Source organism: Plantactinospora sp. WMMB334 (assembly GCF_049179095.1).
Classification (GTDB): domain Bacteria; phylum Actinomycetota; class Actinomycetes; order Mycobacteriales; family Micromonosporaceae; genus Plantactinospora.
Genome location: NZ_JBMHME010000002.1, coordinates 5753241 through 5779087, shown reverse-complemented (window position 1 = coordinate 5779087; position 25847 = coordinate 5753241). Strand labels below are relative to the sequence as shown.

Sequence of the window (25847 nt, the reverse complement as noted above, 5' to 3'; positions counted from 1 at the left end):
GGCGCGATGACCGACGGGCACCCCGGTCGTGCCCGTCCGGCACCCCCGGCGCCCCGATCCGGCAGCACCGCCAATCTGCTGCGCACGCTCTGGCCGCTGGCCGCCGTCGCCGGGTTGCTGGCGCTGGCCGCGCTGGCCGCCGCGCACTCGTCGCTCGGGGTGACCCGGGTCGCGCCGCCGGCCGACATCGTCCCGACGATCGAGCAGCCGGGCCGGACCGCCGCGGTGACGGAGCCGAGCCCGACGCCGGTCGTACCCGGTCAGCCCGGCGCCTACCTGCCCGGCTGGCTGCCGACGGTCGGTGCGGTGCTCTGCGGCGCGGTGGTGGCGGCGGTGCTCGGGGCGCTGCTCTGGGCCCTCCTCCGCGACCTGCTGCGCCGCCGCCGGAACGTCTCCCGCACCGCTGCCCGGCAACTGCGCTCGGCCGAGCAGACCGCGGAGGAGGTGGTCGCCGCGCTCGACGCCGGCCTGGTCGATCTCGACGACACCGACGCCGACCCGCGCAGGGCGGTGATCGCCTGCTGGGTACGCCTGGAGCAGGCCGCCGCCGCGGCCGGTGTCGAACGCCGCCCCGGTGACACCCCGACCGACCTCGTCACCCGGCTGCTCGGCGCCGGACGGCCGGTCAGCGCCGACGTGCTGGCCGCCTTCGCCGACGTCTACCGCGAGGCCCGGTACGCCACGCACACCGTCGACGAGCGGATGCGCGGCCAGGCCAGGGCGGCGCTGCGCCGGCTGCGTACCGAGCTCACCTCGGCCGCCGGCGGCCGGGTGCCGGCCGGGGACGCGCCGGCATGAGCGGGTCCAGCACGAGCATCTACGACCTCCTCCAGGACGAGGAGGAGGAACAGCAGCCCGCGCCCGCCCGCCGGCGCGCCGGGGTGGCGGGCTGGCTGCGGCTCGGGCTGGCCGCCGCCGGACTCACCGCGGCCGTCGTCCTCGGGCTGCGGATGGCCGGGGTCGGCGTGTCGCCGGCCGCCGTCTTCGCCGGCTTCCTCGCCCTGCTCCTGCTGCGCCGGCTCGGCCGGAGCCTCGTACCACCGCCACCGGCGACGATCCGGCCGCTGCGCGGGGGCGAGGAGGACGGCCACTACAACTGGAACGTCGGGGACGCCCTCGGCAGCTCGGTTTACCGGTGGGAGGCGAAGCTGACCTGGTCGCAGGGGGAGCCGGAGCGGTTCGCCCGGTCGGTGCTGCCGGTGCTCGGCGAACTCGTCGACGAGCTGTTGCGGCAGCGGCACGGGGTCACCCGGGCCGGCGACCCGGGCCGGGCCCGCGCCCTGCTCGGCGACGCCCTCTGGAGCTTTCTCGACAAGCCGCCCAAGCGCACCCCGGCGCCGCGCGACCTCGCGGCGATCGTCGCCCAATTGGAGAAGCTATGACAGACGCGGAGCAGGTCAACACGTTCGACGTGGGCCGGCTGGCGCAGGCCGTGCTGGACCAGGTCGGCACCGTGGTGGTGGGCAAGCGGGCGCCGCTGGAGCTCGTGCTGGCCGGGATCCTGGCCGGCGGGCACGTGCTGCTGGAGGACCTGCCGGGGCTCGGCAAGACGCTGACCGCGCGCTCCTTCGCCCAGGCGCTCGGGCTCGACTTCCGGCGGTTGCAGTTCACCCCCGACCTGCTCCCCGCCGACGTCACCGGTTCGTTCCTCTACGACCAGCGCACCGCCGACTTCAGCTTCCGGGCCGGGCCGGTCTTCACCAACCTGCTGCTCGCCGACGAGATCAACCGTACGCCGCCGAAGACCCAGGCGGCGCTGCTGGAGGCGATGCAGGAGAAGCAGGTCTCGGTGGAGGGGGTCACCTACCGGCTCGACCCGCCGTTCCACGTGATCGCCACCGCGAACCCGATCGAGTACGAGGGCACCTACCCGCTGCCGGAGGCGCAGCTCGACCGGTTCCTGCTCCGGGTCTCGTTCGGCTATCCGGGCCACGAGGAGGAGTGGGACGTGCTGCGCCGCCGGATGGCCCGCCGCCAGGAGGAGGCGGAGCTGAAGCCGGTGGTGAACGCCACGACGCTGCGGGCCATGCAGTCGGCCCTGGAGAACGTGGTGGTGGAGGACTCGGTCGGCCGCTACATCGTCGCGCTCACCGCCGCCACCCGGGAGCACGCCTCGGTGCTGGTCGGTGCCTCGCCGCGCGGCTCGCTGGCGCTGCTGCTGCTGGCCCGGGCGATCGCGGCGTTCGCCGGCCGGGACTACGTGATCCCCGAGGACGTCAAGGCGGTGGCGGTGCCGGTGCTGGCGCACCGGATCACGCTCCGCCCCGAGATGTGGCTGCGCCGGGTCGACCCGTCGTTCGTGGTCAACGAGGTGCTGGAGAGCACGCCCGCCCCGGCCAGCGGCGCGCTGCCCAGTTACGCCGCCCGGCCGGCCGGGGCACACTCGCCGTGAGTTCCGGACCGACCCTGCGTCCCGCCGTACCCGGGCAGCGCACCGCCGCGCCGGCCGGTGCGCACCCGTGGGAGACTCCGCCGCCGGACTGGGTCTCCACCCGGGCGCTCGGCCGGGCGGTGCTGCTCACCGGGCTCCTCCTGGTGGCCGGCGCACTGCTCGGCCGGGTCGACCTCGTCGTGCTGGCCGCACCGTTCGCGCTCGGCACCGCGTACGCGCTGCGGCGCCGCCCGACCCGGCCACCGGAGATCGGCATCGGCGCCGACGACACCAACCTGGTCGAGGGCGCCGCCCTGCTCGGCGGGATCAGCGTCGGCAACCGCGACGACGTCGGCTACGACCTGGTGCTGGTCCGGACCGTGGTCTCGTCCTGGCTGCGGATCGACGAGGTTCACTTCGCGCCCGGCGGCGCCGGCTCGCCGGAGGAGGCGCAGCCGGCTCCCGGCGACGCCGACCGGGCCGGGACGCGCCGCCGGGACGCCACCGACCGCCCGTACGGCTTCACGGTGCCGGCCGGCACCATCGCCGACCTGGAGCTGCGCGGGGAAACGCTGCGCTGGGGGCGGCACTCGATCGGGCCGGCGGCGGTCCGGGCGATCGCCTGCGACGGGCTGATGGCCAGCCAGACGGTGCTGAGCGAGGCCCGGTTGGTGCCGGTCTATCCGGTCACCGAGCCGTTCGACGCGGACGAGGCGATGCCCCGGGCCGCCGGCCTGGTCGGCGGGCACCGGTCGCGGCGCCCGGGCGAGGGCGGCGAGCTGGCCGGGGTACGCATCTTCGGCCCCGGTGACCGGCTGCGCCGGATCGACTGGCGGGTCTCGCTGCGGGCCCGGCAACTGCACGTCGCGGCGATGCTCTCCGACCGGGACGCCGAGGTGGTGCTCCTGCTCGACGTGCTCGCCGAGGCGGGCCGGTCGGGCGGGATCCGGGGCAGCGCCTCGGTGCTGGACACCTGTGTCCGGGCCGCCGCCGCGATCGCCGAGCACTACCTGCACCGGGGCGACCGGGTCTCGCTGCTCGAGTACGGCCCGTCGGCCCGTCGGCTCCGGCCGGCCACCGGGCGCCGGCAGTACCTGACCCTGCTGGAGTGGCTGCTCGACGTCCGGGTCGAGCAGTCCCCGCACGAGCCGTACGACCAGGTCTTCGGACCGCAGCTGCTCTCCTCCAACGCGCTGGTGGTGGTGCTCACCCCGCTGGTGGACGCCAGGTCGGCGGCGATGTTGGCCCGGCTGGCCCGCTCCGGCCGGTTCGTGGTGGCGGTGGACACCCTGCCCACGTCGGCTACGCCGCCGAGCCGGGGACAGTGGACCGAGGTGGCGCACCGGCTCTGGCGGCTGGACCGGGAGACCACCATCGGCCAGCTCCGCGAGCACGGGGTGCCGGTGGTCACCTGGGCCGGGGCCGGCAGCCTCGACCTGGTGCTCCGGGACGTCGCCCGGCTCGCCTCCGCACCCCGCCCGGCGCTGCGATGAGGGCCGGCAGGTCGAACGGAGGACCGCGATGGTGAGCCGGGTCAGGGAACTCTACGTCGCGATCGGCCGGATCACCCTGGTGCCGCTGCTGGTCCGGGCCGGTGTCTTCGGATGTGCGCTGCTCGCGCTGCTGCTGGCGTACCCGGCCGGGCCGGCCGACCTGCGCCTCCTCGGCCTGCTGGTGGTCGCGGCACTGGCACCCGCGATCGCGCCCCGGCGGAACTGGCCCACCCTCGTGCTGCTGGCGGCGGTGGCCGCCTGGGTGGTGGCCACCGGCTGGTACGACCAGCGGGTGGAGCTGTGGCGGCTGCTCGCCCTGGCCACCTTCCTCTACCTGACCCACAGCCTGGCGGCGCTCGCCGCCCTGCTCTCGTACGACGTGGTGGTCGCGCCCGAGGTGCTGGCCCGCTGGGTGGGCCGGGCGCTGGGCATCGCGCTCGCCTCGGCGGTGCTCGCGGTGCCGCTGCTCGCGCTGGACGGCCGGTGGGGCGACCGGAACTTCGTCGCCGCGCTGCTCGGCGGACTGGTCCTGGCGGTCGGCGCCGCCGCCCTGCTCGGCTGGCTGTTCCGGCGCCGGTAGCGGTGGCCCGGCCGGCCGGTTGCGACGGCGGCAAGATCAGCGCAAACCACGTAACGCGGGTCACCGGGCGTCCTCAGTCACAGAAGGGGGCATCTGGCCGGCATCCGGAGCCGGGTGGGGAAGGATGGAGGTGTGAATCCGCAGCGGATCCTTGTGGTGGGTGCCGGGCACGTCGGTTTGTACGCGGCCCTGCGCCTGTCGAAGAAGCTCCGGTCGTGGGAGGCGGAGGTCGTCGTCGTCGACCCGCAGCCGCACATGACGTACCAGCCGTTCCTGCCCGAGGCGGCGGCCGGGAACATCTCGCCCCGGCACTCCGTGGTGCCGCTCCGCCGCGAGCTGCGCCGTTGCACCATCGTGGCCGGCACGGTCACCCGGGTCGAGCACGCCCGGAAGACCGCGATCGTGCAGCCGATCATCGGCCCGGCCCGGGAGATCCGGTACGACCACATCGTGGTGGCGCCCGGATCCGTCTCCCGGACCCTGCCGATCCCCGGGCTGGCCGAGCAGGGCATCGGGTTCAAGACCATCGGCGAGGCGATCTTCCTGCGCAACCACGTGCTGGACCGGTTGGACGTGGCCGCCGCCACCACCGACCCGGACACCCGGCGCTGCGCGCTCACCTTCGTCTTCGTCGGCGGCGGCTACGCCGGCATCGAGGCGCTGGCCGAGATGGAGGACATGGCCCGGGACGCCCTGAAGTACTACCCGGAGCTGAAGCCCGACGACATGCGCTGGGTGCTGGTGGAGGCGACCCTGCGGGTGCTGCCCGAGGTCGACCGGGACATGGGCGCCTACACGGTCGCCCAGCTGCTGAAGCGGAAGATGGACATCCGGCTGGAGACCCGACTGGAGTCCTGTGTGGACGGGCTGGTCCGGCTCTCCGACGGGGACAGCTTCCGGGCCGACACGATCGTCTGGACGGCCGGCGTGAAGCCGTCGCCGATGCTGGCCCAGACCGACCTGCCCCGGGACGAGCGGGGGCGGATCACCTGCCTGCCGACCCTCCAGGTGGTCGACGGCGACCGGCTCGTCGAGGGCGCGTGGAGCGCCGGCGACTGCGCCGCGGTGCCGGACCTGACCGGCCCGCCCGGGGCGTACTGCTCGCCCAGCGCGCAGCACGCGGTCCGGCAGGCGGTCCGGATGGCCGACAACATCCGGGCGGTGATCCGGGGGCGGCTGCCGGTGGACTACAAGCACAAGCACGCCGGCAGCGTGGCCAGCCTCGGCCTGCACAAGGGCGTCGCCCAGGTCTACGGGATCAAGCTCAAGGGGCTGCCGGCCTGGTTCATGCACCGGACCTACCACATGAGCCGGATCCCGTCGTTCAACCGCAAGGTGCGGGTGATCGTGGACTGGACCCTCGCCTTCGTGCTCCGCCGCGAGGTGGTCGCGCTGGGCCAGTTGCACGATCCCCGGGAGGAGTTCGTCGAGGCGAGTACGGCGGCGGGGAGCCGGCCGGGCGACCGCCGCCCGGGCTGACCCGGGCGGGCGCCACCAGGCCCGTGCGGCCGGACCCGCGCCACCGGACCCGCGCCGCTAGACCCGCCAGGTCCAGGCGTCGGCGACCCGGGTGCCGGGGCCGAGCAGCGCCTCCAGGGTGGCCCGCAGGCTCGCCAGCTGCGGGGCGTCGTCGGCCAGGACGACGCAGGAGGCGCCCCAGAACCCGATGTCCCGGCGGGCCTGGTCGCGCTGCTCCTGGTTGATCACCGGCACCCCGCCGTTCTTCGACACCTCGGTCAGCAGTTGCGAGGTCGGCTGCTTGTAGGTGCCCATCGACGCCTCGCCGTTGGCCGCGTACGGACCGATGAAGAAGCCCTCGGGCAGCGCGAAGGCGGCATCGGCGGCGACCGCCCAGCGCATCGGCCAGGGCTCCTTGGGGGTGGGCAGCGGCACCGGCACGAGCACGCCGCCCGGCTCGACGCAGTCCCGCCAGTGCCCGGCGGTGATGAACTGCGGCACCGGCGGCCGGGCGGCGGTCGGCATCTGGGCCGGGAAGACCGGCAGCAGCGCGACGACCACCGCCGCCGGCACCATGATCCGTACCGACCGCTCCGGTGCGGCCAGGCCGTGGTCGAGGGCGAGCACCAGTACCGTCGCGATCAGCGGGAGCAGCGCCAGGGCGAACCGCATCGGCAGCGCGCCGTCCACCACGGGAATTCCCAGCAGGAGCGAGTAGGGCCCGGTGACGCCGGTCGGCTCCCGGTCCACCACGACCGTCGGCCCGAGCGACAGTGCCGCCATCACGAGCCCGGACGCGAGACAGCCGACGACGACCGGCCGCCGGATCAGCCAGCCGGCGGCGAGCACGGCGGCCAGCAGGAGCGGCCAGCCGAGGAAGGTGTTGTATTCGGCCGGTCCGGTGGTCAGCCGCGCCGCCTCGGGCGAGCCGGCGACCGACATGGGGGAGATCGCCGGCCAGCTCGCCAGGTCGGCGTAGAAGTAGTGCGGGCTGAACATGCCGTTGGGCACGCTCTGCGGCCCGGCGAACTGGAACCAGAGCGGGTACGCCAGCAGCAGGACGGCGAGCGTGACCGCCAGCAGCATGCCGGCGAGGAACCCGGGCAGCACCCGCAGGGCCAGCCGCCAGTTCACGGCGGCGTACGCCAGCACGAAGATGATCATGGCGACGGCGGTGAGGTAGAGCACCTCCTCGCCGACGAAGACCTGCGCCGACACCGCGACGGCGAGCCAGGCCGCCGAGGTCACGAGGCGCCGCCGGTCGACACCCGGACGGTCGGGCCGGGCCTGCGGGTCGGCAGCCCGCGCCATGCGGACGACCAGCCAGATCAGCACCGGCACCAGCCACTGGGCGGTCATGTGCAGGTGGCTGTTGGACTGGGAGATCATGCCCGGACCGAATCCGCAGAGCCCGCCGCCGAGCGCGGCGGCGAGCCGGCGGGCGCCGAGCAGTCGGTTGAAGAGCAGGTACCATGCGATCGCGGTGCCGGCGAGGTTGCCGGCGACGAGCAGTGCGAAGGTGACCGGTGCACCGAAGGCCAGGGTGATCGGCGCGAAGAGGAAACCGAGCGCGATGACCGTGGTGTTGGCCATCAGGTTCACCCCGTCGGGGGCGTTGAGCCGGTCGCTGAGCAGTGAGAAGTCGCCGTGCAGGATCCGGGAGTCGACAGCCAGGAACCACTCGTAGAGGACCTGGTCCTCCGGATTGAGCGCCAGGACCCGGGCGCCGGGTGCCGGCCACATCCCGGCGGTGAGCCACCCGGCCAGCAGGAGGAAGAGCAGACACACCACCAGGTCGGACCGGTGCCGGTGGATCACGCCGAGCCAGCGCGCCAGCCCGGGGCCGGCCGGACCGGAGACGCTGTCTGTGCTGGCCGGGCCGGGGCCGGCGTCCTGCGCCGCGCGGGCAGTGCTGGTCACGACAGTGACCCTAGTGCCGATCCGAGAACGGGGTGCGCCCGGTGGGTCTTCACCCGCTACCGTGGCAGGCACCGGAACCGACCGAGTTCGGCCCACCTGCCCGGGTGGTGGAAAGGCAGACACGGCCGCCTTAAAAGCGGCTGCCGCAAGGCGTGCGGGTTCGACCCCCGCCCCGGGCACAACCTGCTCGGGTGGCCGCGTGACATGGATCTCCACAGCTTTGCCGGGGACCGTTACCCTGGATAGGGCACGGCATGGTGTACCAACCTTTCCAGGAGGCTTGACACAGTGAAGACGTCCAATCCGGTGCTGGCCCGACTCGGTCAGGCGGCCGAGCGGGAGCGGGCTGCGGGATACGCCCCGGCCGGCGCATACGGGCAGCCCGGTTACGGGCAGCCGTACCCGACGGACGCCGGTTACCCGGCCGCGCCGCCCACCGTAACGCCGATGTCCGTCGACGACGTCGTCGTCAAGACGGTCACCCTGCTCGGCATCACCGGGCTCTCCGCCGCGCTCGCCTGGGTGCTGGTGCCGGACGCGCTGGTCGGGGTGGCCTGGATCGGTGCCGCCGTCGTCGGGTTGGTGCTCGGCCTGGTGATCTCGTTCATGCGGATCGCCAACCCGGCGCTGGTCGTCACCTACGCCGTCGTCGAGGGCGTCTTCGTCGGCATGGTCAGCAAATACTTCGAGGTGATCGCCGGTTACCAGGGCATCGTCCTCCAGGCGGTGATCGCCACCTTCGGCGTCTTCTTCCTGATGGCCATGCTCTACCGGGCCAAGGTGATCCGGGCGACGCCGAAGTTCGTCCGGGGCGTCATCGCGGCCATGATCGGGATCTTCGCCGTCATCCTGATCAACTTCGTGCTGGCCCTCTTCGGCGTCGACACCGGCCTGCGCAGCGGTGGCCCGGTCGCCATCGGCTTCAGCCTGATCTGCATCGTGATCGCCTCGCTCAGCTTCATCCTCAGCTTCCACGAGGTGGAGGAGGGCGTGCGGATGGGGCTACCCCAGCGCTACTCCTGGACCGCCGCCTTCGGCATCCTGGTCAGCCTGATCTGGCTCTACATCGAGATCCTGCGGCTGCTGAGCTATTTCCAGGGCGACGACTGAGCCCGACTGCTCGTCCCGTGGCCGGCGGGATCATCGCCTGCCGATCCGCGACGCCCGTTCCCCGGCCCGGCCGGGGGCGGGCGTCCGCCGTTTCGCGGGATCGGTCGGCCGGTCGTCGTACGGCCTCACGGTCCGGCCGCTCAGCCACCTCCGGCGCCGCCCGACCGTAGACTCGCAGCGATGAACGCCGCCGAACCAGTGCGCCCGGCCGAGCCGCTGAGCCGCCAGCTCGACCTGCTCGTCCGGCAGGTCGGCCACTGGACGCCACCGCGCTGGGCGGCGCCTGGCCGGTCCGGCGGCCCGGCCCGGAGCGACCGGGTGCACCGGCTCGTCCAGTTCCTCGCCGACCTGGGCGCGGACGCCGCCGGCGAGCCGCGGCGGAGCGTACCCCGGCTGGAGAACGACCTGGCCCTGCCCGACCAGCTCCGGGTGGTGGCGGCGGACCTGGTCGCCGTGGACCCGCCGGAGCCGGTGCTGGCCGGCGCCGCCGCCGAGGTGGCGGCCACCCGTCAGGCGCTCTGATCCGTCACCCCGGGCAGCCGCTCCGAGCCGCCGCCGGGTCAGCCGCCCTGAGCGGCCGGACGGGTCAGCTCAGCCGCTCCAGCACCATCGCCATGCCCTGGCCGCCGCCCACGCACATGGTCTCCAGACCGATCGTCCGGTCGTGCCAGTCCAGCGCGTTGAGCAGGGTGCCGGTGATCCGGGCGCCGGTCATCCCGAACGGGTGGCCGACCGCGATCGCCCCGCCCATCACGTTGAGCTTCTCCAGCGGGATCTCCAACTGCCGGTACGAGGGGATCACCTGGGCCGCGAACGCCTCGTTGATCTCGACCAGGTCGACGTCGTCGATGGTCATCCCGGCGCGCCGCAGCGCCTGCCGGGAGGCCTCGACCGGGCCGAGTCCCATGATCTCCGGGGAGAGCGCGGTCACCCCGGTGGAGACGATCCGGGCCAGCGGAGTGATCTCCAGCTCGCGGGCCCGCTCCGCGCTCATGACGATCACCGCGGCCGCTCCGTCGTTGAGCGGGCAGCAGTTGCCGGCGGTGATCCGGCCGTCAGGGCGGAAGACCGGCTTCAGCCCGGCGACGCCCTCCAGGGTCACCCCCGGGCGCGGCCCGTCGTCGGAGTCGACCCACTCGCCGGAGGGCAGGGTGATCGGGGTGATCTCCCGGGCCCAGAAGCCGTCCGCGATGGCCTTCTCCGCGAGGTTCTGGCTGCGTACGCCGAACTCGTCCATCTCGGCCCGGCTGACGTCGTAGACCTGGGCGAGGTTCTCGGCGGTCTGGCCCATCGCCAGGTAGACGTCCGGCAACCCGCCGTCGAGCCGGGGGTCGGTCCAGACCGGCGCGCCGGCCTCGGTCCGTGCCGCCGAGCGGACCCGGGCGGCGTCGAACCTCGGGTTCTGCCAGCCGCCACCGACGCGTTCCTGCGCCTCCGGCGGCAGGGTGTCGGAGTTGCCCCGGGCGTACCGGGAGACGCACTCCACGCCGGCCGAGACGAAGATGTCACCCTCGCCGGCCCGGATCGCGTGGAACGCCATCCTGGTGGTCTGCAGGGAGGAGGCACAGTATCGGGTGAGGGTCGCCCCCGGCACGGTGTCCAGGCCGAGCAGGGTGGTCACCACCCGGGCCATGTTGAAGCCCTGCTCGCCGCCGGGCAGCCCGCAGCCGAGATAGAGGTCGTCGATCAGGGCCGGGTCGAGCTGCGGCACCTTGTCGAGCGCGGCCTGGACGATGGTCGCGGTCAGGTCGTCGGCGCGCAGTTCGCGCAGGGAGCCCTTGTGGGCCCGGCCGATGGGGGAGCGGGCGGTCGCGACGATAACGGCTTCGCGGGGGGACGCGGTCGACATGAACCAACGTTAACCCGCTTCGGCGCCACTCTCACCGCCGGGCCGCGTCCGTGCGCCGGGCCGCGTCCGCGCGCCGGGCCGCGTGCGCGTGGCGGGATCTACCGCTGCCGGGTGCCGGCGGCGGCCCTGGCCACGGCGGGCAGCAGGGCGTGCGCCCAGACCCGGTAGCCGTCGGCCGAGGGGTGGTAGCCGTCCGAGCAGAACGTCCCCGCGTCCGCCCGGAACACCGCGCCCGTCTCGGCGGCGAGATCCACGACCGTACCGCCGGCCTCCAGCACGGCGACGGCCTGCGCCCGGGCCGCCTGCCGGCCGAGCCACCCGGTGACCTGCCGCAGCGGCGGCGCGATCGCCCGGACCGCGCCGAGGTCGGGGCAGGTCCCGACCACCACCCGGACTCCGGCGCCGTGCAGCCGGCGCACCGCCGCGCCGAGGTACGCCGCCGCCTCACCCGGCCGGCGCAGCCCCAGCACGTCGTTCGCGCCGACCAGGATCACCGCGACGTCCGGTCGCCCGCCGAGCAGCGCCCGGGCCACCTGGGTCGCCAGGTCGGTGGAGCGGGAGCCGGAGACGCCGACGCTGGAGAGCCACACCTGGCGCTCGCCGCCGACGGCCGGGCCGACACCCTCGGCAAGCAGCCGGGCGAGCTGCCCGCCGACCGTGTCGACGGCCCGTTCCACACCGACGCCGAGCGCGGCCGAATCGCCGAGCAGCACCAGCCGGAGCGGAGGCGCGCCGGCCCGGCCGACGGTGGAACGCAGCGCCAGGCCCAGCTCCGGCCGGGCGTACTGCCGGTTGCGGGCCGCCACGGCCTCGCCGGCCAGTAACGCGATCCCGCCGACGGCCCCGGCGATCAGCGTGACCGCGGCCCCCCGGGCGATCCGGGTGGCCACCCCGTACGTCGCCGCGCCGCTCGTCATGTCGAGTCCCGTCATGCCCGTTCCTCTACCGTGGAGGTCGTCGCCTCGTCCAGCGATGCCGGTGTATCCGGCGGGCTCCCAGTCTCTCCCGCCCGAGGGTGCCCGAACCAGGCCCTGCGGCGGCGAAGCTGTGCCCACCGGCCACCGGGACCGTGCTCGCTGCCGCCGACCCGGACACCCCGGACCTCCGTACCGGCGTGCCGGGCCGCCTCCTGGGCCGCCGCCGGCAGCGACCGTAGCTCCTGGTCGGCGCCGAGCGACGGGCGGCGCTCGGCACCGGCGCCGAGCGCCGCCAGCACCGTCGGCAGCATGGCGGCGGCCGCGATCGCGTACCCCTCGGCGGAGGGGTGGAAGTGGTCCCAGGCGAACATCCGGGTCGGTTCGGCGGCGAACCGGGGACCGAGCAGGTCACCCAGGGAGACGGTCAGACCGCCGGCCTCGACCACCGCGACGGTCTGCGCGGCGGCCAGTTGCCGGCTCCAACGCCGGGCCAGCCAGCGCAGCGGCGGCTTGATCGGCTGGATCGCGCCGAGATCGGGGCAGGTCCCGACCACCACCTGGGCACCGGCGGCGCGCAGCTCGCGTACCGCCTCGACGAGATAGCGGACCGCCACCGCCTGCGGCGTACGGTTCGTCACGTCGTTGCCGCCGACCAGGATCACCGCCACGTCCGGCTCGCGCTCCAGCGCCGCGTCGACCTGGGGGCGGAGACCCGCGGAGAGGCAGCCGACCACGGCGAACCGGTACAGCCGCACCGGCCGGCGCAACCGGCGGGACGTGCCGATGGCGAGCAGCGCCCCGGGGGTCTCCCGGGGCCGGTGCACCCCGTAACCGGCGGCGGACGAGTCGCCGAGCACCACCATGGTGATCGGCTCGCCCGGGAACTTGGCACCGTAGACGCCGTCGCCGCGCGGCGGCGGGGCCTCGGCCAGCGGGATGACCCGGCGGGCCTGCCGGGCCTGCCCGAGCAGCAGCCCGTAGCCGGCGGCGGTGCTGAGCGCGGTCAGGCCCATTCCGAGGGCCGTCACCTTCGCCACCCGCCGGGCGACGGGCCACGGCGACCGCTCCCATGACGTCAGGTTCCGCTGCCGCGACTGCCGCCGCCTCGATCCGGCCGGACTCATCAGGGCCCCCCGCCTGTCACGCCGCACCCCCGCGACCTTCGAGACTAGCCCGGTCGCCCACCTACACGCTGTCAGCGTCCCGCCTCACCCGGCGACCGCTTTCCCCGACGGGCGCGCTGTTGCGAACGGATGCATCATGAAACGAAAGGAGGGCGCGGACATGGCCACCAACACACTTCGACGAACTGCCGCCTTCAGAGCGCTGTTCCGGGCACTGACCGCCGGCTCCCGGGGCGGGCCGCCACTGGGCAGGCGGATCGCCGCACTGCCCCGCATGGTCGCGGCCACCTTCCGGGGCGAGTACGACGGCGGCCTGCGGCTCGCCCTGATGACCGCCGCGACCGCGTACGTGCTGAGCCCGGTCGACCTGGTGCCGGAACTCGCCCTGATGATATTCGGGCTGGCGGACGACGCGGTGATGGTCACCTGGCTGGCCGGTGCCGTGCTCGACGAGACCGAGCGCTTCCTCGACTGGGAGGCCCGGCGTGCCTCCGTCATCCCCGGCAAGGTGGTGCACTGACCCGCCTCCGGTCGCCGGCCCGCGCCCGGGGATCCCGATCCGCACCTGCCGTCGCGGGCCGGGATCCCCGGCCGCGGGCCGGGTCGCGGGCACGTAGGCTGGCGGCGGAAGAGACGATCCTTCGCCCCGACCGCACGCCACCAGCACCGACCCTGTGCCCGGCCAGTGCCGTCCGGCCGGCGAGCACCGAGGAGGGCACAACGTCGTGCGCTACTACGACAACGTCATCGAGCTGATCGGCGACACCCCGCTGGTCCGGCTCCGGCAGGTCACCGCCGGCATCCCGGCGACCGTCCTCGCCAAGGTGGAGTATTTCAACCCCGGCGGGTCGGTCAAGGACCGCATCGCGCTGCGGATGGTGGAGGACGCGGAGCGGGCCGGCCTGTTGGGGCCCGGCGGCACCATCGTCGAGCCGACCAGCGGCAACACCGGCGTCGGGCTGGCCCTCGTCGCCCAGACCCGCGGCTACCGGTGCGTCTTCGTCTGCCCCGACAAGGTCAGCGAGGACAAGCAGAACGTGCTGCGGGCGTACGGGGCCGAGGTGGTGGTCTGCCCTACGGCGGTGGCACCGGAGGACCCGCGCTCGTACTACAGCGTGTCGGACCGGCTGACCCGGGAGATTCCCGGCGCATGGAAGCCCAACCAGTACGCCAACCCGGCGAACCCGCGCTCGCACTACGAGACCACCGGCCCCGAGCTGTGGGAGCAGACCGGCGGCCGGATCACGCACTTCGTGGCCGGGGTCGGCACCGGCGGCACCGTCACCGGCACCGGTCGCTACCTCCGGGAGGTCTCCGGCGGGGCGGTGCGGATCATCGGCGCCGACCCGGAGGGTTCGGTCTACTCCGGCGGCACCGGCCGGCCGTACCTGGTCGAGGGGGTGGGTGAGGACTTCTGGCCGGAGACGTACGACCGGGGCATCTGCGACGAGATCGTGAAGGTCTCCGACAAGACCTCCTTCGAGCTGACCCGCCGGCTCGCCCGCGAGGAGGGGCTGCTGGTCGGCGGCTCCTGCGGAATGGCGGTGGCGGCCGCCCTGGAGGTGGCCCGGCGGGCCGGCCCGGACGACGTCGTGGTGGTGCTGCTGCCGGACGGCGGTCGCGGCTACCTGTCGAAGATCTTCGACGACGAGTGGATGGCCCGGTACGGCTTCATGGGCACCAGCGCCGCCGAGGCGACCGTCGCCGACGCGCTGGCGAGCAAGCCGAACGGCATCCCCGAGCTGGTCCACGTGCACCCGACCGAGACCGTCCGGGACGCCGTCGACTACATGCGGGAGTACGCCGTCTCCCAGCTCCCGGTGCTCAAGGCCGAACCACCGGTGGTGACCGGCGAGGTCGCCGGCTCGATCGCCGAACGGGACCTGCTGGACGCGCTCTTCACCGGGCAGGCGAAGCTGCACGACACCATCGAGCGGCACATGGGGCCGCCGCTGCCGATGATCGGCGGCGGGCAGCCGGTGAGCGAGGCCGTCGACCTGCTGGAGAAGTCCGACGCCGCCCTGGTGCTGGTGGACGGCAAGCCGAAGGGCGTACTCACCCGGCAGGACCTGCTGGCCCACCTGGGCGGCCACTCCCGCTGACCCGAGGTGTTAGGAGGGGGCCCTTCTTATACAGAAAACGATAAGAAGGGCCCCCTCCTTTCACCGGGTCAGTTCGGTGGGTACGGCGATCACGTCGACGAAGGCGCCCCGGCGCAGCAGTGTGACCGGGAGGCGGCTGCCGATGGCGGGGCCGAGCATGAGGCGTTGCAGGCTCTGGCCGTTCGCCACCGGCCGGCCGCCGGCCGAAATGATCACGTCACCGAGGTAGATCCCGGCCTTTCCGGCGGGGCTCTCCGGGACCACCTCGACGACCCGGAGCCCGCGCTGCTGGCCGGTGCGTTCCGCGACGGCCGGCGGCAGCGGTACCGGCACCCCGGCGACGCCGAGCCAGGCCCGGCGTACCCGACCGGAGGTGACCAGGTCACCGATGATCTGCCGGGTGGTGGAGTTGATCGGCACCGCGAGGCCGAGGCCGTACCCGGCGACGGCGGTGTTGATCCCGACCACCCGGCCGGCGGCGTCGGCGAGCGCCCCGCCGGAGTTGCCCGGATTGAGCGCGGCGTCGGTCTGGATGACGTCCTCGATCAGCCGGACCACCCGGCCGTCCCGGGCCGGCAGCGACCGGCCGAGCCCGGAGACCACTCCGGCGGTGACCGAGCCGGCCAGCCCCATCGGGTTGCCGACGGCGACCACGAGCTGCCCGATCCGGAGCGGGTCGGCGTCGCCGAGCTCGGCGGGTGCGGCGGCGGTCGCCCGGACCCGGAGCACGGCCAGGTCGGAGAGGGGGTCGGCGCCGACCACGTCGAACCGGGCCTCGGCACCGTCGGCGAAGGTGGCGATCCCGCCGGGCGCATCCTGCACCACGTGCGCGCTGGTGAGCAGGAACCCGTCGTCGGTGAAGGTCACCGCCGAGCCGGCTCCGGCGCCGCGCGGTCCGCGTACGGCCAGCGCCGCCACGCTCGGCAGGACCTGCGCCGCCACCCCGGTCACCACCCGGGAGTACGCGTCCAGCGCGGCCCCTTCGGCACGCTCCGAAGGCTCCGGAGCCTCGTGGTGCTCCGGAGCCTCATGGTGCTCCGGGTGCTCCGGGCGCTCCGGCTCGAGTTGTTCGGTGCTCATGTGCCGGTCAACGCCGGCCCGGCCCCGGCCCATCCCCGGACCGCTGCGCCCAGAGCGAAATCCGGACCGGGCCGTCCCCCGCGTCAGGGGCCGTCCCCCGCGTCAGGGGAGGTCCCCCGCGTCAGGGGAGGTCCCGGGCGTAGCGGAGTTGCCGGGTCATCGCCGGGCCGATGTCGCCGTCCCGCTCCGCCCCGTCGGGTGCCCAGCCGCCCCTGGCGTAGAAGTCCCGGGCGTGCGTGTTGTCGACGAGCACCCAGAGCACCGCCCGGCGCCAGCCCCGGGCACGCAGGGTGGCCAGCGCGTCGACCATCAGCGCCCGACCGGTTCCGCGTCCCTGCTCGGCCGGGTCGAGGTGGATGGCGTACAGCTCACCGACGTCGGTGCCGGCCGGGTCCGGTTCGGTCGGGTCGTGCGGCCCGAGATAGGTGAAGCCGGCCAGCCGGCCGTCCCGTTCCGCCACCGTCATCAGGTGGGTGTCCCGCTCGTACGACCAGCGCTCCGACCAGTACCGCCCCATCATCTCGCCGGAGACGGTGGCCAGCGCCTCCGCCGGGACGATGTCCCGGTAGGCCGCGGCGCGGGAGCGGTGGTGCAGGTCTCCCACCGCCATCAGGTCGGCGGCGACGGCCGGGCGCAGGATGATCGTCATCGGTTGATCGTAGTGAGGCGGTGGGCGGGGGGCCGCCGTCACACCGATCCGCCGGGCGGGGCCGCCGGCACACCGACCCGTCGGGCGGGCACCGGCACCCGGAGCAGGTCCTCGGCCACCACCAGCTCGCCGTCGAAGTGTTCCCGGGCCTCGGCCGCGAAGCGTTCGGCGGCCGGCGGCACACCGGCCCGGGACGCCGGGTGGTAGCGCTGGGAGAAGTGGGTGAGCACGAGCCGGCGTACCCCGGACTCGGCCGCCACCCGCGCCGCCTGGGCGGCGGTCAGGTGGCCGACCTCGGCGGCGAGCGCGGCGTCCTCGGTCAGGAAGGTCGACTCGATCACCAGCAGGTCGGCCCGGTCGGCCAGCTCGAAGACCGCGTCGCAGAGGCCGGTGTCCATCACGAAGCCGAACCGCTGCCCGGGACGCGGAACGCTCACCTCGGCCAGCGTCACCCGCCGCCCGGCGACGTCGATCCGGCCGTCCCGGACCAGCGCGCCGATCGCCGGCCCCCGGATCCCGTACGCCGCCAGCCGCTCCGGCAGCATCCGGCGCTCGTCCGGCTCGACCAGCTGATAGCCGTACGTCTCGACCGGGTGCCGGAGCCGGCGGGCGCGCAGCCGGCCGGCGGGGGTCGCGAAGGTCTGGCCGTCCCGCAGCACCGGCAGCTCGCGCAGTTCGGCCGTCTCGTAGAAGGAGCTGGCGTGCCGCAGTCGGGCGAAGTAGTGGGCCTCGCCGCCCGGATAGTGCGCGTCGACCGGGTGCGCCACCCGGTCGAGCGAGAGCCGCTGGACCACGCCGGGCAGGCCGAGGCAGTGGTCGCCGTGGAAGTGCGTGACGCAGATCCGGGTCAGGTCGCCGGCCGGGATCCCGGCGAGCGTCATCTGCCGCTGGGTGCCCTCGCCGGGGTCGAAGAGGATCACCTCGCGGTCCCAGCGCAGGACGTAGCCGTTGTGGTTGCGGTGCCGGGTCGGCACCTGGCTGGCCGTGCCCAACACCGCCAGCTCGCGCACTGACACGGCGGCCTTCCCGGCGGTACGTCGGCGGCGGGTGCGCCGGCCGACGGAGGAAATGATCGACCCCCGGGGCCCGCGTGACGGTCGTCACGCGGAGGCCGACTGGACTATGGCCGGCTCCCCCCGGGGGTCGGGTGGCTGTCGTGGATTCGCCGCACCGCTGCCACACGGTCTCGACGACTTTGCAACTGCCCGCCTGCGGCGGACACCGAAACTGTCAAGGACAGCGGCTAGCGGACAGCCACCTCACGAGTCCTATTGCTATACAAAGCTCGGACCACCTCCCTTCCCGTGTACGGCCACGCTATCCATCCCCGGTCGGCACCGGCAACGGTTTTTGACCACACATCTTCCGCTCGGAAGTCGCCCGGCGAGCCCGCGTCACGCCCCGGTCCGGGCGACGCCGATCGGGCAGGTCATCCCGTTCGGGCCGTGGGTGCAGTAGCCGTTCGGGTTCTTGGTCGGCGCCAGGTACTGCTGGTGGTAGTCCTCGGCGTGGTAGTAGTCGCCCAGCCTGCCGATCTCGGTGGTGATCCCGCCGTGCCCGGCGGCCGCCACGATCGGGGCGAAGGCGTCCCGGGACGCGGTCGCGGCCGCGAGCTGCTCGTCGGTGGTCGTGTAGATCGTCGACCGGTACTGGGTGCCGACGTCGTTGCCCTGCCGCATCCCCTGGGTCGGGTCGTGGTTCTCCCAGAAGACCTTGAGCAGGTCCTCGTAGCCGATCTTCGAGGGGTCGTAGACCACCTGGACCACCTCGGCGTGCGCCGTGCCGCCGGAGCAGACCTCCTCGTAGGTCGGATTCCGGGTGTAACCGCCCGCATAACCCACGGAGGTGGAAATCACCCCGGGCAGGGTCCAGAACAGCCGCTCGGCCCCCCAGAAACAACCCATGCCGAAGACCGCGACCTGGGTGCCGTCAGGCCACGGCCCGCGCAGCGGGGTGCCGAGCACCTCGTGCCGGTCGGAGACCGGCATCGCGATCGGTCGGCCGGGCAGGGCCTGGTCGGGAGTGGGCAGGTCGGCCTTGATGCGCCGTAGGAACACGGTGCGACTCCTTTCGTACCTCTGCCGGGTGCAACGCGGTACGCACCAGGATCCTTACCCGCCCAGCGATCCTTACCCGTCCAGCGCGGCGGCGATCCGGCCGGCGTGGGAGCGGGCCTCCTCGTCCGAGGCGTACGTCGTCCGGGGCCAGAAGAAGCCGCGCAGGCCGTCCCCCTTCGTCCGCGGTACGACATGGGTGTGCAGGTGTGGCACCGACTGCGACACCCGGTTGTTCATCGCCACGAACGTCCCACCCGCGCCGAGCCCGGTCTCGACGGCGCGCGCCAACCGCTGCACCAGCCGGAAGTAGCCCGGCAGAACCGCCTCCGGCAGCTCGTCCAGCGTCTCGACGTGCTCGCGCGGCACGACCAGCAGATGGCCCCTGAAGACCGGGCGGACGTCGAGGAAGGCCACCCCGTCGTCGGAGTCGACCACCCGGAACGCCGCCGCACCCGCCACGATCCCGCAGAACACGCATCCCGCCACCAGTGCAGGCTAGCCTTCTGCAGATGAGTCACGGCTTCGAGACGATCGCCATCCACGCCGGCCAGGAGCCGGAACCCCGCACCGGGGCGGTGGTGCCGCCGATATACCAGACCAGCACCTACGCACAGGACGCGGTCGGCGCCCCCCGGCTCGGCTACGAGTACAGCCGCTCCGCCAACCCGACCCGGGACGCGCTGCAGGAGTGCCTGGCCGCGCTGGAGGGCGGGCCGGTCGGGCTGGCCTTCGCCAGCGGCCTGGCGGCCGAGGACACCCTGCTGCGCACCGTCTGCCGGCCGGGCGACCACGTGGTGATCCCCGACGACGCGTACGGCGGCACGTTCCGGCTCTTCGCCCGGGTGGCGGAGCGCTGGGGACTGCACTGGACCGCGGCCCGGATCTCCGACATCGACGCGGTACGCGCGGCCGTCCGTCCGGGCGAGACCAGGGTCATCTGGGTGGAGACGCCCACCAACCCGCTGCTCGGGATCGCCGACATCGCCGGGCTGGCGTCCCTGGCCGGCGACGTCGGCGCGCTGCTGGTGGTCGACAACACCTTCGCCTCGCCCTACCTCCAGCAGCCGATCGCACTCGGTGCGGACGTGGTGGTGCACTCGACCACCAAGTACGTCGGTGGACACTCCGACGTGGTCGGTGGTGCCCTGGTCGCGGCGAGCGCCGCGCTCGGCGAGGAGCTCCGCTACCACCAGAACGCCATGGGGGCGGTGAACGGACCCTTCGACGCCTGGCTGACGCTGCGCGGGGTGAAGACCCTCGGCGTACGGATGGACCGGCACTGTGACAACGCCGAGCGGATCGCCGACTACCTGGTCGGGCACCGGGCGGTGGCCCAGGTGCTCTATCCGGGTCTGCCCGACCATACCGGACACGAGATCGCGGCGAAGCAGATGCGCCGGTTCGGCGGGATGATCTCCTTCCGGGCGGCCGGTGGCGAGGAGCACGCCGTACAGATCTGTGACCGGGCGAAACTCTTCGTGCTCGCCGAGTCGCTGGGCGGGGTGGAGTCGCTTGTCGAACATCCCGGCCGGATGACACACGCCAGCGCCGCCGGCTCGCCGCTTGAAGTTCCCGCCGATCTCGTGCGACTGTCTGTCGGCATCGAGACCGCCGACGACCTACTCGCAGACCTGGAGCAGGCGCTCGGCTGACCGCCGTCCGGCCGCCGTCCGCCGCCCGGACGGCGCCGCGGACAAGTCGATGGGGAGTGGCCGTGCAGGACATCATGCCGAGCTGGGTGGGCGCGACCGCGAAACAGATCGCCCGGGCGGTACGTCGGGGCGACACCTCCGCCACCCAGGTGGTGGCGGATCACCTCGACCACATCGACCGGGCGAACCGCGAGCTCGCCGCGTTCCGGGTGGTGCGCGGCGGAGAGGCGATCGTCGAGGCGGAGAAGGTCGACGAGCAGGACGACCTGGCGAACCTGCCGCTGGCCGGGGTGCCGGTCGCGGTCAAGGAGAACACCGCCGTGGCCGGGTTGCCGACCTGGAACGGGTCGGAGGCCGCCCGTACCCCGGTCGCCGAGGACGACCACGAGGTGGTCCGGCGGCTGCGCGGCGCCGGGGCGGTGATCGTCGGCGTGACCCGGATGCCCGAGCTCGGGATCTTCGGCTTCACCGACGACGAGACGGTGGCGACCCGCAACCCGTGGGCGCCCGACCGGACTCCGGGCGGGTCGTCCGGCGGCTCGGCGGCGGCCGTGGCCGCCGGGATGGTGCCGATCGCGCACGGCAACGACGCGCTCGGCTCGATCCGGATCCCGGCCGCCTGCTGCGGGCTGGTCGGGCTCAAACCCGGTCGGGGCGTGGTGCCGTGCCAACTCGGCGCCAACGACTGGTACGGCCTCGGCGAGCAGGGCATCCTGGCCACCACCGTGGCGGACGCCGCGGTCGGCTTCGCCGTGCTCGCCGGTCGCCGGCCGGAGAAGCTGGTGCCGCCGGAGCGGCTGCGGGTCGCGGTGTCGCTCCGCTCGCCGGTCGCGGGCGTACGCCCGGACCAGGCCAACCGGGACGCGGTCGCCGCCGCCGCCAGGCTGCTGGCCGTGGCCGGGCACGACACCGTCTCGACCGACCCGGTCTATCCGACGTCGCTCGGGCTGCGCGGCATCGCCACCTGGTTGGCGGCGGCGGCGAACGAGGTCGAGGCGGCCGGTCTGCGACCCGGCACCCTGCAACGGCGCAGTCGCCGGCACGCCGCCCTCGGCGCCTGGGCGCTGCGCCGTGGCCTGGTGCGCGAGCAGGACCGGACGCAGTGGCGGGAGCGGAGCATCGCCTTCTTCGCGGACCGTTCGGTCGACCTGCTGCTGACCCCGGCGCTGGCCGCCGCACCGCCGAGCGCCGCCGGCTGGGCCGCCCGCTCCTGGCGGGCCAACCTACTGACCTGCATCCGGTACGCCCCGTACGCCGGACCGTGGAACATGGCCGGGCTGCCGTCGCTGGTCGTGCCGGTGGGACTGCGTCCGGACGGGCTGCCGGTCGGGGTGCAACTGACCGGTCCGCCCGGTTCGGAGCTGCTGCTGCTCGGCGTGGCCGGGCAGTTCGAGCTGGCCGGTCCCTGGCGGCGGCACGCGCCGGACTGGCCCCGCGTGCCCTCCCCGGCCGGCTGACCGACCGGTCCGCCTGCCGCGGCTCGGGAGGTGAGCTCGGGCACGCCCGCCCCGCCGGAAGCGAGCGTTTCCGGGACGGGATGCGAGGATTTCGGGCATGACGGAGCTGGTCGGACTCGCCGAGGTCACCGCCGCCCGCAAGCTGCTCGCCGAGGTCGTCCGGGAGACACCGCTGGAACCGTCCCGGCCGCTCTCCGCCGCGTTGGGTGGACCGGTCTGGCTCAAGTGCGAACACGTGCAACGGGCCGGGTCGTACAAGGTCCGGGGCGCGTACGTGCGGATCGCCCGGCTCTCGGCGGCGGAGCGCGACCGGGGGGTGGTGGCCGCCAGCGCCGGCAACCACGCCCAGGGGGTGGCGCTGGCCGCCGGGCTGCTCGGCGCCGCCGCCACGGTGTTCATGCCGGTGGGCGCGCCGCTGCCGAAGGTGGCGGCCACCAAGGGGTACGGCGCCCGGGTGGAGCTGGTCGGCAACACCGTCGACGAGTCACTGGTGGCGGCGGAGGACTTCGCGGCCCGTACCGGCGCGGTCTTCATCCACCCGTTCGACCATCCGGACGTGATCGCCGGGCAGGGCACGGTGGCGCTGGAGATCCTGGAGCAGTGCCCGGATGTGCGGACGATCATCGCCGGCGTGGGTGGCGGAGGGCTGATCTCCGGGATCGCGGTCGCCGCCAAGGCGCTACGGCCGGAGGTACGGGTGATCGGGGTGCAGGCCGCCGGTGCCGCCGCGTTTCCCGCCTCGCTGCGGGCCGGTGAGCCGGTACGCCTGCCGGCCTACGCCACGATCGCCGACGGCATCGCGGTCGGCTGCCCCGGCGAGATCACCTTCGCCCACGTCGGCAAGCTGGTGGACGAGATCGTGACGGTGCCGGACGAGGACATCTCCCGGGCCCTGCTGATGCTGCTGGAGCGGGGCAAGCAGGTGGTGGAGCCGGCCGGGGCGGCGGCGGTGGCCGCGCTGATGTCCGGGGCGGTCGCCGTGCGGCCGCCGGTGGTGGCGGTGCTCTCCGGGGGCAACATCGACCCACTGCTCATGTTGCGGGTGATCGAGCACGGGCTCGCCTCGGCGGGCCGGTTCCTCCGGATCACCGTCCGCTGCGCCGACCGGCCCGGCCAGCTCGCCTCGCTGCTCGGCCTGATCGCCGAGCACCGGGGCAACGTGGTCGACGTGGTGCACCAGCGGCAGAACCCGCACCTGCGGCTCGGCGAGGTCGAGGTGGCACTCTCGGTGGAGACCCGGGGGGCCGAACACTCCGACCGGCTGATCGGCGCGCTGCGCGGCAGCGGTTACCAGGTCGACGTCGCCCAGCCGGGCTGAGCCGGCCGGGCTCCGGCGTCGATGGTGTGTCCGCCTCCGTGCGGCGGCGTGATGGTGTGTCCGCCTCCCGGCGGCGGCTTCCGGTCAGCCGCCGTACGCCTCGAACCGGACCACGGTCACCTTGATCTCCGCGCCGCTCGGCGCCGTGTAGGTGACGGTCTGGCCGGGGCGGGCGCCGAGGATGGACCTGCCGAGGGCCGACTCCGGGCTGTACACGGTCAGGTCGGTCGTCGCCGCGATCTCCCGGGAGCCGAGCAGGAAGGTCTCCGTGTCGTCGGTGTCGTCGTCGAAGTGGATCGTGACGACGCAGCCCGGCGCCACCACGTCGGCGGTGGGCGCCTCGCCGACCTGGGCGGTACGCAGCAGTTCCTGCAACTGACGGATGCGCGCCTCCTGCTTGCCCTGTTCCTCCCGGGCGGCGTGGTAACCGCCGTTCTCCCTGAGGTCACCCTCTTCGCGCCGAGCGTTGATCTCTGCGGCGATCGCCGGCCTTCCGGCGATCAGCTCGTCGAGCTCCGCCTGCAGCCGGTCGTGGGCCTCCTGCGACAGCCAGGTGGCTGCCTCGCGGTCGGTCGTGGACACAGACGATCTCCTCGGGTAGTCGTGGACAGGGACGAATTACCAAGTTACCAGTGCGCTACACACCGGACGCCACGTCATTTATCGCGGTAGGGGGTGGTGGGAGGGCGCCGCAGGGTGCTCAGTCGGCCGGGTGGCAGCGGAGCACCTCGCCCAGCAGAGGCCGTCCGGTGGTGACCAGGCGGTGCCGGACCGTGAGGTGCCGCTGCCCCGGCTCGGCGGTGACGCGTACCTGCTCGCGGGCGACCTCGGCACCATCCCGGGAGCGGGCCCGGAGCACGCAGACCGCCGACCCGCCGGCCGGCACGGTCACCCGGAAGTCGACCACCACCTGCGTGTCGGTGATCTCGGTGTAGGTGATCACCTGGGCGTCGTAGTTCGGGTCGCCGTACTGCCGGTAGAGCCGGTACGAGACGGCACCGAGTGCCGCCACCAGAGCGACCGCCAGCAGCGCAGACACCCACGGCCGGCGGCGTCGGGGCGCCCGGCGGCGGCCGTACCGACCGGGTGGGAACACCGGGGCTGTCGGTACGGGTGTGGCGGGCGTCTCGGGCACCGGCGGGTATCTCCTGGGACTGTTGTCGGTGGCATCGGCAAGAATGGGTACGCCCATCTTCTCAGCCGGCGACCGGGCCGGCCCCCGTCGGGGTCGGTGAAGGCGGGCGGTTTCAGTGAACGGGGCGCCGGGCCCGGTCCGGGCACATACGAGGGAGCAGCTGAGTTGACAGAGCAGCTACGTCTGATGGCCGTGCACGCCCATCCCGACGACGAGTCGAGCAAGGGCGCGGCGACCATGGCGAAATACGTCGCCGAAGGCGTGCAGGTCCTCGTCGTCACCTGCACCGGAGGTGAGCGGGGCAGCGTCCTCAACCCCAAGCTGGACCGGCCGGACGTCTGGGCCAACATCGCCGAGATCCGCCGTGCCGAGATGGACGCCGCCCGGGCGATCCTCGGCATCGAGCAGGCGTGGCTCGGTTTCGTCGACTCGGGGCTGCCGGAGGGTGACCCGCTGCCCGCGCTGCCCGAGGGGTGTTTCGCGCTCCAGGATGTCGAGGTCGCGGCGGCGCCGCTGGTCCGGCTGATGCGCGAGTTCCGGCCGCACGTGGTGACCACCTACGACGAGGACGGCGGCTATCCGCACCCCGACCACATCATGTGCCACAAGGTGAGCGTGGCGGCCTTCGACGCCGCCGGCGACCCCGGGCGCTATCCGGAGCTGGGTGCCCCGTGGCAGCCGTCGAAGCTCTACTACGACATCGGCTTCTCCAAAGCCAAGATCATGGCGCTGCACGAGACGATGCTGGCCAGCGGCAGGGAGTCGCCGTACGCGGAGTGGCTGGACCGCTGGGAGGACCGGCCGGACAAGGGGCCGAGGATCACCACCCGGGTCGAGTGCGCCAACTACTTCCCGGTCCGCGACGACGCGTTGCGCGCCCACGCCACCCAGGTCGACCCCGACGGCTTCTGGTTCCACGTGCCGATGGAGTTGCAGCGCCAGGCCTGGCCGACGGAGGACTTCGAGCTGGTCCGCTCGGTGGTCGAGAGTCCGATGCCGGAGTCCGACCTCTTCGCCGGGGTGCGGGAGACCGCCCATGCCCGCTGAGCGGGGGTAGGCGTACCGTAGGGTGAGAGCCCGCCACATCGGAGGATTTCCACCCATGCTGACCGCTGCACAGGTGCTCGCGGAGAACAACTTCGGTGACACCCGGACCGGTGGTCTGGCCGGGCCCATGGGTCTCTTCCTGATCACGGTGCTGGCTGTCGCCACGGTCCTGTTGATCCGTAATATGAACGCCCGGCTGCGCCGGCTGCCGGACCGCTTTCCCGAGCAGCCGGAGGAGGAGGCGTCGGCGGGCGACACGCCCGCCGACGCACCATCTTCCGGTGAGGATTCTGGTGGAAGCGCTCCCACTCCTCCCACCAGCAGCGGGACGGTCAGTCCGGGACATGATTCACGCTAAACCGGCCAGGCGCCCCCTGTTGCGCTCAATCGGATTGGCTTAGCCTTCCGCCGGGGACCAAAAGTCCCGCAGCGTGCGCGGGAGGGGGCGCCGATGAGAACCAGACCCGACGCCCAGCGCCGGAGACGGCACGGCCACGTCGCGCAACGACGCTCGGCGAACGGCGGCGA

At 73.6% G+C, this 25847-nt stretch carries 26 protein-coding genes and 1 tRNA gene; 16 read left to right on the top strand and 11 right to left on the bottom strand.

The window, feature by feature from the left end; translation table 11 throughout:
- Positions 1 to 6 precede the first annotated feature (6 nt).
- The 6 genes from ACN27G_RS24680 (at position 7) to ACN27G_RS24655 (ending at position 5923) form a co-directional block, all read left to right on the top strand.
- On the top strand, positions 7 to 798 hold the full coding sequence (locus ACN27G_RS24680; RefSeq protein ID WP_421495143.1) for a DUF4129 domain-containing protein: 792 nt from the start codon (positions 7 to 9) through the stop codon (positions 796 to 798).
- Positions 795 to 1382: a hypothetical protein gene (locus ACN27G_RS24675; protein WP_421495142.1), complete on the top strand. Its 588-nt coding sequence runs from the start codon at positions 795 to 797 to the stop codon at positions 1380 to 1382. Before ACN27G_RS24680 ends, ACN27G_RS24675 begins: the two co-directional genes overlap by 4 nt.
- Positions 1379 to 2392, top strand: a complete 1014-nt coding sequence (locus ACN27G_RS24670) for an AAA family ATPase (RefSeq protein WP_421495141.1) — start codon at positions 1379 to 1381, stop codon at positions 2390 to 2392. Before ACN27G_RS24675 ends, ACN27G_RS24670 begins: the two co-directional genes overlap by 4 nt.
- A complete protein-coding gene (locus ACN27G_RS24665; RefSeq protein ID WP_421495140.1) occupies positions 2389 to 3864 on the top strand; it encodes a DUF58 domain-containing protein in 1476 nt (491 codons plus the stop codon). Before ACN27G_RS24670 ends, ACN27G_RS24665 begins: the two co-directional genes overlap by 4 nt.
- 28 nt (positions 3865 to 3892) lie before the next feature.
- A complete protein-coding gene (locus ACN27G_RS24660) occupies positions 3893 to 4444 on the top strand; it encodes a hypothetical protein (RefSeq protein WP_421495139.1) in 552 nt (183 codons plus the stop codon).
- A 132-nt stretch (positions 4445 to 4576) separates the two neighbouring features.
- Positions 4577 to 5923 carry an NAD(P)/FAD-dependent oxidoreductase gene (locus tag ACN27G_RS24655; RefSeq protein ID WP_421495138.1) on the top strand — a complete coding sequence of 449 codons (1347 nt, stop codon included), beginning with the start codon at positions 4577 to 4579 and terminating at the stop codon, positions 5921 to 5923.
- 57 nt (positions 5924 to 5980) lie between these two features.
- Here the strand turns inward: ACN27G_RS24655 and ACN27G_RS24650 are convergent, their stop codons facing one another.
- Positions 5981 to 7822: a hypothetical protein gene (locus ACN27G_RS24650; RefSeq protein ID WP_421495137.1), complete on the bottom strand. Its 1842-nt coding sequence runs from the start codon at positions 7820 to 7822 to the stop codon at positions 5981 to 5983.
- Between the two features lie 98 nt (positions 7823 to 7920).
- Between ACN27G_RS24650 and ACN27G_RS24645 the strand changes: the two genes are divergently transcribed.
- From ACN27G_RS24645 to ACN27G_RS24635, 3 genes are all read left to right on the top strand, one after another.
- Positions 7921 to 8001 (top strand) — tRNA-Leu (locus tag ACN27G_RS24645).
- Between the two features lie 109 nt (positions 8002 to 8110).
- On the top strand, positions 8111 to 8932 hold the full coding sequence (locus ACN27G_RS24640; protein WP_421495136.1) for a Bax inhibitor-1/YccA family protein: 822 nt from the start codon (positions 8111 to 8113) through the stop codon (positions 8930 to 8932).
- Positions 8933 to 9112: 180 nt separating this feature from the next.
- A complete protein-coding gene (locus ACN27G_RS24635; protein ID WP_421495135.1) occupies positions 9113 to 9454 on the top strand; it encodes a hypothetical protein in 342 nt (113 codons plus the stop codon).
- A 64-nt stretch (positions 9455 to 9518) separates the two neighbouring features.
- On the opposite strand, the gene ACN27G_RS24630 is transcribed toward ACN27G_RS24635, so the two are convergent.
- The 3 genes from ACN27G_RS24630 to ACN27G_RS24620 form a co-directional block, all read right to left on the bottom strand.
- Entirely contained in the window at positions 9519 to 10781 is a 1263-nt protein-coding gene (locus tag ACN27G_RS24630; protein ID WP_421495134.1) for an acetyl-CoA C-acetyltransferase, read from the bottom strand.
- A 98-nt stretch (positions 10782 to 10879) separates the two neighbouring features.
- The gene (locus ACN27G_RS24625) at positions 10880 to 11713 is read right to left on the bottom strand and encodes an SGNH/GDSL hydrolase family protein (RefSeq protein ID WP_421495133.1); all 834 of its coding nucleotides are present in this window, start codon (positions 11711 to 11713) and stop codon (positions 10880 to 10882) included.
- Positions 11710 to 12822 carry an SGNH/GDSL hydrolase family protein gene (locus ACN27G_RS24620; protein ID WP_421495132.1) on the bottom strand — a complete coding sequence of 371 codons (1113 nt, stop codon included), beginning with the start codon at positions 12820 to 12822 and terminating at the stop codon, positions 11710 to 11712. The genes ACN27G_RS24625 and ACN27G_RS24620 overlap by 4 nt, the downstream gene beginning before the upstream one ends.
- A gap of 136 nt (positions 12823 to 12958) precedes the next feature.
- Here ACN27G_RS24620 and ACN27G_RS24615 point away from each other — a divergent pair, with 136 nt between their 5' ends.
- Both ACN27G_RS24615 and ACN27G_RS24610 read left to right on the top strand, forming a co-directional pair.
- Positions 12959 to 13342: a YkvA family protein gene (locus ACN27G_RS24615; protein WP_421495131.1), complete on the top strand. Its 384-nt coding sequence runs from the start codon at positions 12959 to 12961 to the stop codon at positions 13340 to 13342.
- Positions 13343 to 13547: 205 nt separating this feature from the next.
- Positions 13548 to 14924 (top strand): cystathionine beta-synthase, encoded by a 1377-nt coding sequence (locus tag ACN27G_RS24610; RefSeq protein WP_421495130.1) that lies wholly within the window; start codon positions 13548 to 13550, stop codon positions 14922 to 14924.
- 60 nt (positions 14925 to 14984) lie between these two features.
- Here ACN27G_RS24610 and ACN27G_RS24605 read toward each other — a convergent pair whose 3' ends face one another.
- The 5 genes from ACN27G_RS24605 to ACN27G_RS24585 form a co-directional block, all read right to left on the bottom strand.
- Positions 14985 to 16004, bottom strand: coding sequence for a S1C family serine protease (locus ACN27G_RS24605; protein ID WP_421495129.1), 1020 nt, complete (start codon positions 16002 to 16004; stop codon positions 14985 to 14987).
- A 121-nt stretch (positions 16005 to 16125) separates the two neighbouring features.
- Positions 16126 to 16653, bottom strand: a complete 528-nt coding sequence (locus ACN27G_RS24600) for a GNAT family N-acetyltransferase (protein ID WP_421495128.1) — start codon at positions 16651 to 16653, stop codon at positions 16126 to 16128.
- Between the two features lie 38 nt (positions 16654 to 16691).
- Positions 16692 to 17669: a ribonuclease Z gene (locus tag ACN27G_RS24595; RefSeq protein ID WP_421495127.1), complete on the bottom strand. Its 978-nt coding sequence runs from the start codon at positions 17667 to 17669 to the stop codon at positions 16692 to 16694.
- Between the two features lie 378 nt (positions 17670 to 18047).
- Positions 18048 to 18710: a peptide-methionine (S)-S-oxide reductase MsrA gene (msrA, locus tag ACN27G_RS24590; protein ID WP_421495126.1), complete on the bottom strand. Its 663-nt coding sequence runs from the start codon at positions 18708 to 18710 to the stop codon at positions 18048 to 18050.
- 72 nt (positions 18711 to 18782) lie between these two features.
- Positions 18783 to 19196, bottom strand: coding sequence for an HIT family protein (locus tag ACN27G_RS24585; protein WP_421495125.1), 414 nt, complete (start codon positions 19194 to 19196; stop codon positions 18783 to 18785).
- Between the two features lie 23 nt (positions 19197 to 19219).
- Between ACN27G_RS24585 and ACN27G_RS24580 the strand changes: the two genes are divergently transcribed.
- The 3 genes from ACN27G_RS24580 (at position 19220) to ilvA (ending at position 23137) form a co-directional block, all read left to right on the top strand.
- Positions 19220 to 20362 carry a cystathionine gamma-synthase gene (locus ACN27G_RS24580; RefSeq protein WP_421495124.1) on the top strand — a complete coding sequence of 381 codons (1143 nt, stop codon included), beginning with the start codon at positions 19220 to 19222 and terminating at the stop codon, positions 20360 to 20362.
- Between the two features lie 56 nt (positions 20363 to 20418).
- Positions 20419 to 21819, top strand: a complete 1401-nt coding sequence (locus ACN27G_RS24575; RefSeq protein WP_421495123.1) for an amidase — start codon at positions 20419 to 20421, stop codon at positions 21817 to 21819.
- Between the two features lie 97 nt (positions 21820 to 21916).
- Positions 21917 to 23137 (top strand): threonine ammonia-lyase, encoded by a 1221-nt coding sequence (gene ilvA, locus ACN27G_RS24570; RefSeq protein WP_421495122.1) that lies wholly within the window; start codon positions 21917 to 21919, stop codon positions 23135 to 23137.
- 84 nt (positions 23138 to 23221) lie between these two features.
- On the opposite strand, the gene greA is transcribed toward ilvA, so the two are convergent.
- Together greA and ACN27G_RS24560 are read right to left on the bottom strand one after the other, a co-directional pair.
- The gene (gene greA, locus ACN27G_RS24565) at positions 23222 to 23719 is read right to left on the bottom strand and encodes a transcription elongation factor GreA (protein WP_421495121.1); all 498 of its coding nucleotides are present in this window, start codon (positions 23717 to 23719) and stop codon (positions 23222 to 23224) included.
- A gap of 118 nt (positions 23720 to 23837) precedes the next feature.
- Positions 23838 to 24272, bottom strand: coding sequence for a DUF4307 domain-containing protein (locus ACN27G_RS24560; RefSeq protein ID WP_421495120.1), 435 nt, complete (start codon positions 24270 to 24272; stop codon positions 23838 to 23840).
- A 165-nt stretch (positions 24273 to 24437) separates the two neighbouring features.
- Between ACN27G_RS24560 and mca the strand changes: the two genes are divergently transcribed.
- Both mca and ACN27G_RS24550 read left to right on the top strand, forming a co-directional pair.
- Positions 24438 to 25319, top strand: coding sequence for a mycothiol conjugate amidase Mca (gene mca, locus ACN27G_RS24555; RefSeq protein WP_421495119.1), 882 nt, complete (start codon positions 24438 to 24440; stop codon positions 25317 to 25319).
- Positions 25320 to 25374: 55 nt separating this feature from the next.
- Complete coding sequence (locus tag ACN27G_RS24550) at positions 25375 to 25677, top strand: hypothetical protein (protein ID WP_421495118.1); 303 nt, start codon at positions 25375 to 25377, stop codon at positions 25675 to 25677.
- The last annotated feature ends 170 nt before the right edge of the window (positions 25678 to 25847 follow it).

Excerpts from the sequence above, each read along its gene's own strand:
- ACN27G_RS24680 (WP_421495143.1), top strand. The coding sequence starts at position 7 with ATGACCGACGGGCACCCCGGTCGTGCCCGTCCGGCACCCCCGGCGCCC.
- ACN27G_RS24675 (WP_421495142.1), top strand. The coding sequence starts at position 795 with ATGAGCGGGTCCAGCACGAGCATCTACGACCTCCTCCAGGACGAGGAG.
- ACN27G_RS24670 (WP_421495141.1), top strand. The coding sequence starts at position 1,379 with ATGACAGACGCGGAGCAGGTCAACACGTTCGACGTGGGCCGGCTGGCG.
- ACN27G_RS24660 (WP_421495139.1), top strand. The coding sequence starts at position 3,893 with ATGGTGAGCCGGGTCAGGGAACTCTACGTCGCGATCGGCCGGATCACC.
- ACN27G_RS24635 (WP_421495135.1), top strand. The coding sequence starts at position 9,113 with ATGAACGCCGCCGAACCAGTGCGCCCGGCCGAGCCGCTGAGCCGCCAG.
- ACN27G_RS24630 (WP_421495134.1), bottom strand. The coding sequence starts at position 10,781 with ATGTCGACCGCGTCCCCCCGCGAAGCCGTTATCGTCGCGACCGCCCGC.
- ACN27G_RS24625 (WP_421495133.1), bottom strand. The coding sequence starts at position 11,713 with ATGACGGGACTCGACATGACGAGCGGCGCGGCGACGTACGGGGTGGCC.
- ACN27G_RS24620 (WP_421495132.1), bottom strand. The coding sequence starts at position 12,822 with ATGAGTCCGGCCGGATCGAGGCGGCGGCAGTCGCGGCAGCGGAACCTG.
- ACN27G_RS24615 (WP_421495131.1), top strand. The coding sequence starts at position 12,959 with ATGAAACGAAAGGAGGGCGCGGACATGGCCACCAACACACTTCGACGA.
- ACN27G_RS24605 (WP_421495129.1), bottom strand. The coding sequence starts at position 16,004 with ATGAGCACCGAACAACTCGAGCCGGAGCGCCCGGAGCACCCGGAGCAC.
- ACN27G_RS24600 (WP_421495128.1), bottom strand. The coding sequence starts at position 16,653 with ATGACGATCATCCTGCGCCCGGCCGTCGCCGCCGACCTGATGGCGGTG.
- ACN27G_RS24580 (WP_421495124.1), top strand. The coding sequence starts at position 19,220 with ATGAGTCACGGCTTCGAGACGATCGCCATCCACGCCGGCCAGGAGCCG.
- ilvA (WP_421495122.1), top strand. The coding sequence starts at position 21,917 with ATGACGGAGCTGGTCGGACTCGCCGAGGTCACCGCCGCCCGCAAGCTG.
- ACN27G_RS24550 (WP_421495118.1), top strand. The coding sequence starts at position 25,375 with ATGCTGACCGCTGCACAGGTGCTCGCGGAGAACAACTTCGGTGACACC.